The sequence below is a fragment of the Bacillus sp. JJ1474 genome (assembly GCF_036965225.1).
Lineage (GTDB): Bacteria > Bacillota > Bacilli > Bacillales > Cytobacillaceae > Cytobacillus.
The window spans coordinates 3,803-10,166 of record NZ_JBALPC010000212.1 but is presented as its reverse complement, the minus strand read 5'-3'; the positions used below and the strand labels follow the sequence as shown (position 1 = coordinate 10,166).

General features: G+C 35.0%; 6 protein-coding genes. 3 read left to right on the top strand and 3 right to left on the bottom strand.

The annotated features are described in order from the left end of the window. Nucleotides 1-175: 175 nt before the first annotated feature. The 3 genes from V7164_RS22085 to V7164_RS22075 all read right to left on the bottom strand — a co-directional run bounded on the left by V7164_RS22085 (nt 176) and on the right by V7164_RS22075 (nt 3,379). Nucleotides 176-1,372, bottom strand: coding sequence for a pyridoxal phosphate-dependent aminotransferase (locus V7164_RS22085; protein WP_335347755.1), 1,197 nt, complete (start codon nt 1,370-1,372; stop codon nt 176-178). After that, the gene (locus V7164_RS22080; protein ID WP_335347754.1) at nt 1,356-2,612 is read right to left on the bottom strand and encodes a dicarboxylate/amino acid:cation symporter; all 1,257 of its coding nucleotides are present in this window, start codon (nt 2,610-2,612) and stop codon (nt 1,356-1,358) included. The genes V7164_RS22085 and V7164_RS22080 overlap by 17 nt, the downstream gene beginning before the upstream one ends. Nucleotides 2,613-2,680: 68 nt before the next feature. Then, on the bottom strand, nt 2,681-3,379 hold the full coding sequence (locus tag V7164_RS22075) for an RraA family protein (protein ID WP_335355240.1): 699 nt from the start codon (nt 3,377-3,379) through the stop codon (nt 2,681-2,683). Nucleotides 3,380-3,787: 408 nt separating this feature from the next. Here V7164_RS22075 and V7164_RS22070 point away from each other — a divergent pair, with 408 nt between their 5' ends. The 3 genes from V7164_RS22070 to V7164_RS25745 form a co-directional block, all read left to right on the top strand. After that, entirely contained in the window at nt 3,788-4,648 is an 861-nt protein-coding gene (locus tag V7164_RS22070) for a MurR/RpiR family transcriptional regulator (RefSeq protein WP_335347752.1), read from the top strand. A 338-nt stretch (nt 4,649-4,986) separates the two neighbouring features. Then, entirely contained in the window at nt 4,987-5,208 is a 222-nt protein-coding gene (locus tag V7164_RS22065) for a helix-turn-helix domain-containing protein (RefSeq protein ID WP_335347751.1), read from the top strand. Between the two features lie 976 nt (nt 5,209-6,184). Further along, the coding region (locus V7164_RS25745; RefSeq protein WP_438824740.1) for a PAS domain-containing protein at nt 6,185-6,364 on the top strand (180 nt) is incomplete at its 3' end.

Here is a 6,364-nt window from a genome sequence, read left to right as displayed (position 1 = left end):
ACTTTATACTGCCTAATTAATAAATGGACTTTTTCAGTGCCCTCATTCAATATAGGAATCATCTTCTAGATGCAGCTTAATCCCTTTTTTTATAGTGTCCTAGACAAAGGGTTCCAGTTTATGTTTGGCGGGATCTCTTTTATAAATTAATATTCATACTGAACGGTTTATAAAGTTAATTATGAAGCTTGCTTATAGTTTCTTCAACTCTAGACAATGCTTTATCCAGATTTTCCATAGAGTTTGAATATGAAATTCGTATTTTACCGCTTGTAAAGAATGCTTCCCCTGGTACTACAGCAACGTTAACAGTATCTAATATATAGTTGGCTAAATCCATTGCTGTTTTAATTTCATATTCATTATATTTTTTTCCTAAATAATAGCTAACGTCTACCATAATATAGAATGCACCAGCAGGTGTTGAGCATGATAAGCCCTTGATGCTGTTTAGTCTATTTACAACATATTCTCTGCGCTTTTTAAACGCCTCAACCATTACTTCAATATCATGCTGTGATCCAGTTAGTGCAACTGTAGCAGCTTTCTGAGAAATACCGCTAGTTGCGGATGTCATTTGGCTTTGTAAAGACTTCATAGCATCAATTACCTGCTTTGGTCCAGCAGCATAACCTACCCTCCAGCCTGTCATGGAATAAGCCTTTGAAAAGCCGTTCACTGTAATTGTATGTTCCCATGCCTTTTTAGAGACAGAGGCACAGCTTACATGCTTGTTATCATCGTAAATTAACTTTTCATAGATTTCATCAGTGATAACCCAAAAGTCGTTTTCGCATGCAATATTGACTAATTGTTCTAAGCTTTCCTTACTGTAAACAGCACCAGTAGGGTTATTAGGAGTACAAATAATAATCGCCCTTGTATTTGGTGTAACGGCTGCTTTAATTGCTTCAATATCAAGAACATATCCGTTTTCTTCTTGAACAGGAACAAGTATTGGTTTTGCATTTGCGATTTTAACCATATCAACATAGCTTACCCAGCAAGGAACTGGGATGATAACTTCATCCCCTTCATCGCATGTAGCCATAATTGCGTTAAAAATAGCCTGCTTTGCACCTACTGTTACACAAATCTCATTTAGATTATACTCAAGACCATTATCTTCTAATAATTTTTTAGAAATTTCCTGCCTAAGTTCAACAATGCCTGGGCCTGGCGTATACTTTGTAAAACCATCAACAATAGCTTTAATTCCAGCAGTTTTAATATTATCAGGCGTTTGATAATCTGGTTCTCCAACGTTTAATGAAATAATATCTCGGCCTTCTTTCCTTAATTCCGCTACTTTTGTAATTAAAGCAGATGTAGGTGAACCGGAGAACCTGCTCATTCTATTTGCTAGCTTCATATTGAGCCTCCTTATCGAAATCTATTTTCTTTGGATTCCATAATTTTTCGTTTTTAGCAACAATCATTGTACCAAGTACGTCACCAGAGACGTTTACTGTTGTATTAGCCATATCCAGTAATCGGTACATACCTACAATTAATCCCATAAGTTCTAATGGAAGACCTAATAGGTTTAAGAAGATCGCACCTGTTACGATACCTCCTCCTGGAATACCTGGTGCAGCAATTGACATAATCGTAGAAATAAGAACGATTAATACGAATTGTGCTGGTGTAAAGCTGATGCTGTACATATCAGCAACGAATACTGCAAGTACAGTTTTCCATAAAGCTGCTCCTGTAAGGTTGATTGTCGCACCTAATGGAATCGAAAAAGATGCTATTGAGTGTGGAATTCCTAGCTTTTTAGTTGTAACATCCATTGTTATTGGAATTGTACCAGCACTTGAAGTTGTTGCCATAGTGTTTGCCCAAATTGGGAGCATTGATTTGCATAAATAAGAGTATTTTACGCCTGAATATAAGGCTGCAAATACACTTAAAATAATCCATATAAAAAGGTCACCAATCCATACAGCTGCAATGAATTTAAACATTGCACCGAATAATTGTGAACCGTATTCAGCGACAGTATTTGCCATTAAAGCGAATACACCAATTGGAGCGTAAATCATAACAATATCAAGCATACGATAAATTACGTTAGCACTCTGATCCACAAATTTTGTAACTAAATTAGCTTTTTCCCCAAGTAAAACTAAAGCAATACCGAAAATAAATGAGAAGAAGATTATCTGCATTACATTACCTGTAGACATAGCTTCTACTATGTTGGTAGGAACCATTTCAAAGAAGAATGCAAGGAAGTCTGGCGTTGTAACGTTAGATGCGTCAAAATTTGAAGCACCTTCCATAGTGAATCCTTTACCCGGCCGGATGATAGCTGCAACAATAATACCTAAGATAGCTGCAAAAATCGTCATTACTGTATAAACTAAAACAACCTTTGACCCTACTCGTTTTAATTTGTGAACATCACCGATTGCAGCAATACCACTTGTTACACTGAAGAAAATAACTGGTACAATTAGCATTTTGATTAAGTCCATAAATAAAGTACCAAGTGGTTTTATTGTTAATGATATGTCAGTAAATATAGCTCCGAACACAATACCTAAAATGAAACCGGCTAACATTCGGTGCGGGAGATATTTTTTATCAAAAATATATTTTTTCATATGAGTCTCCTTTCAAAAACACTAAATCATTAAATATATTAGGAAATAAAACGCTTGCTTTTTAATTATCAATTATAAACATCATCAATAATTCCACAGTTTTTTTGCTTTAACTTTTCGTCTACCCATCCTCTTTTTGCTGTTCCATCAGTTGCAGCTTGCACTTTCTTTTGGTCATTAGCAGATAGAACCTTTGCAGCTTCTAAGATAGTAGCAGCATCATTTCTTGGGATGACAACCACACCGTCAGCGTCGCCAAGTATAATATCACCAGGGCTGACATGGATGCCTCCACAAGCAATCGGGACATTGACCTCACCTGGACCTTCTTTAAAGGGGCCTCCCGGAGTAGTGCCTGTTGCATAAATGGGTAAATCCATTTGTGAAATTACATCAATATCACGAATCGGGCCATCTAAAACTAAGCCTGCAATTTTTTTTGTATGTGCTGCGTAGGTTGCCATAATTTCCCCTAAAAGTGCCTGAGTGCGATCTCCCTCGTTCGAAACGATGATTATATCACCTTCACCAGCTATATTTAATGCTTTATGTAGTAAAAGATTATCACCAGGACGTGCTTTTACAGTAAGTGCTACACCAGCCATAACTTTTTCTTTAGGCTTGGACATTAATTTAATTTCTGAGCTGAGAGCACTTAATCGCTCCATACAGTCAGCAACGTTTGCAGCTGGAATAGATTTAAATTGTTCTACAAGGTTAAGATCTGGCAATTCTCTTTTTAAAAATACTCGATTACCTACACTCATTTTCGAATATCCCCTCTCAGTAAACTAGATTCAAAATTTATTTTCAAAACAAACACCTCCTGAAAAAATTTTTTCTTAACTTAAAAACGATAATATCAGCTTTAATTATTTTTGTAAACTCAATTTTTAAATAACTCTTAAAATAAAAAGTAATTAGATTAGTAAAAAAGTGATTGCCTGCTAAAATAATTATTATAGATTTTCTTTAAAAATTGTTTTTATTGGTCGTAATATGTAAGCGTTGCAGATATCAGAGCTTGAAATCTTCAAGTGACATAATGGATTTATTTTATTAGAAAATCTTTATGGGCATGAGTTGTTGATTAGATGGAAATATGGTTTCCAGAGGTATGCTATACTATATAAATCACAATCATGTAGGGAAAAAAATGATGGGAGCTTAATTTGATGGAGAAAGCCATATCTTTACCAGATTTGATTAAGGAACAATATAATAATTTGACAGATACTCAACGCAAAATTGCTGATTATTTTTTGAAAAATGAAGATGCAACTTCCTTCTTAACAATTGATCGATTAGCCTCGCAAATAGGAGTAAGTCCATCTTCTCTTACTAGATTTGCTACTGAACTGGGGTTTCAAGGATATCCGGATCTACAAAAAAAGTTGAGAGAAAATCTACAGCATAAATTAAGTCCTGCTTTTCGTCTAACATCAGGGATTAGCCAAGAAAAAAATGATGTATTTGTAAAATCCTTTCAAAAAGATTTATCAAGTTTACAGGAAACAATGCAGTTGAACAGTCAGAATATGATGGAGTCAGTAGTTAAATTACTGCGGGATTCTAGAAATATTTATATAATCGGGCACCGCAGCTCTTATTCAATTGCATCTTATATGCACGCTGTCTTAGAGCCTATTTTAGGTAATGTAACGCTTGTTAATACAATAGAGCGTATGCATATGGAATATTTACTGCGTATGAGTGAACGTGATGTATTAATTAGCATAAGCTTCCCTAGGTATCATCTAGAAACGGTGGAATTTACTGAACTTGCGCAGAAACAAGGAATTAAAGTAGTTGTAATTACTGATAGTATGGTCTCTCCGTTGATACAATACGCTGAGACATATTTGTTGAGTAAGTATGAGAGTGTCAACTTCCACAATTCTAACGTCTCTGCTTTAGCTCTTGTAAATTCTATTTCTGCTTCTTTAGCAGCTTCTCTAGAGGAACAAGTTAAAGCTAGATTAAATTTAATTGAAAAGCTAAATGAAGGAACAAAAAGTACTAGATTGAAATTGTAAGCAATGTTTTTTATAGATTATCCAGATATTAATATAATGTTGAATAATAAAAACAGTATCATTGTTAATTTCCTATATTAAAAAATTATTCTAATGACAGTTTTTCAACGTGATTACTTAACGCATATTTAGTGGTTAAGTTAAGATAAATGCGGATTTACAACGTTAAGTAAATTAGAACATAGAAAAATCGGTTCCTTACAACGTTTAGGAACCGATTTTTAAATTTGGATTCTTATGCTGAAGCCCCTATAACCATCCATGAAGCGCAAAAATCAGCGCTTCACCACAAAGAATGAAAATCCATAACATATTCGGATTCTTTTAAAAATAAATTTATGGATGAATATCTGGCAGGCAAACTTCCACGTCAAATTTTTATAGAGAACGGCTTTGATATCGATGTTATTGGGTTGAAGCTGATTGAACAGTCAGCTCACAGGTGGAAGAAGGTGTACGAGAAGAGCGGGTTAATTGGTTTGAACGATTCGAGGAAAACAAGTTCTGGTAGACCATTAAAACGGAACCTTACACCAGCCGAAGTAATTGAAAGGCAGTAAGTAAGAATTAAGCTACCGGAGGGACAAGTAGAGCTATTAAAAAAGCTAGAAGTGACAGAAAGGAGGCTGCTAAACGCAAGCGAAAATCTAGATCCTAGTAGAGTGTATCAGTTGATTTATGAGACCATTGAACAAAATCAATTTAAGCGAATGACAAGGTATTTTTGTGACCTTCTAGGGGTCTCTCGTTCTGGATATTATAGCCACCTAAAGGCATCCAATAGCCGCGTAGCAAGAGAACAATTGGACTTAGAAGCCAAAGAGGTTATTTTAAAGTCGTCGTGGTTATAAGAGGGTCGCGGTCCATAAAAATGATTTTGGAGAATGAAAATAAACCTGATATTTAGTCGAAAAAAGATTCAAAGAATTATGAGGAAATACGGCATAGTCTGCCCTCACAGAAGGCCAAACCCTAGGAAAATGTGAATTTACAACGTTAAGCATATTTTCAAGACGATTACACCGATTTTAACACGTTAAGAACTCTTAATGGTCTTAAAGACTCTAACGAGAGCTTTTTCTCCGAATTAGAATGATATTCCCCCAGTAAATTAAAATGCTCCCAGCCTTAAGGAGACATATGATGCAACAAGTCCTCATTAAAATTCCCTTAATAATCCGCATTTTCCTAACGCTACACCTTTGTGTGCTGTTAAGACCGTACAGTACATATCGAGTCAATGAAACTTGCAATTTAAACAATTCTGTCACTTACTGCCGAAGTCTGATAAAATAACAACATAGAAAAACCCCTAAACTTTGGCGAGCGCAGGGGTTTCTCATAACTATCAGTGTACCCATAAAGGGTAATTTTTTATGGGAAATAAAAAAAACATCGAACAGTCAAAGTATCACGCTTGGTTTCATTGTAATGACAGTGACGGTTGGATTACTGCAGCTAAGAAAAATGCATATTCGAATTTTTTTACAATATCACTTTAACACAAGGCTTTAAACTAATCCTGTGGAGGGATAAATCATTAGTACGTCTGATTACTTTTTATACAATATAGATTTATTTGAAAAAATACTAGACCAGTTATCTGACTGTGTTGTTGCTATTGATAAAAATGGTTTTGTTATTTATATTAACCATACTTATTGCGAAATTTTAGGAGTTAACCGTGAATTTGCACTAGGTCAACATGTAACTGAA

Coding starts and splice junctions, on each gene's coding strand:
- V7164_RS22085 (WP_335347755.1), bottom strand. CDS start 1,372: ATGAAGCTAGCAAATAGAATGAGCAGGTTCTCCGGTTCACCTACATCT.
- V7164_RS22080 (WP_335347754.1), bottom strand. CDS start 2,612: ATGAAAAAATATATTTTTGATAAAAAATATCTCCCGCACCGAATGTTA.
- V7164_RS22075 (WP_335355240.1), bottom strand. CDS start 3,379: ATGAGTGTAGGTAATCGAGTATTTTTAAAAAGAGAATTGCCAGATCTT.
- V7164_RS22070 (WP_335347752.1), top strand. CDS start 3,788: ATGGAGAAAGCCATATCTTTACCAGATTTGATTAAGGAACAATATAAT.
- V7164_RS22065 (WP_335347751.1), top strand. CDS start 4,987: ATGGATGAATATCTGGCAGGCAAACTTCCACGTCAAATTTTTATAGAG.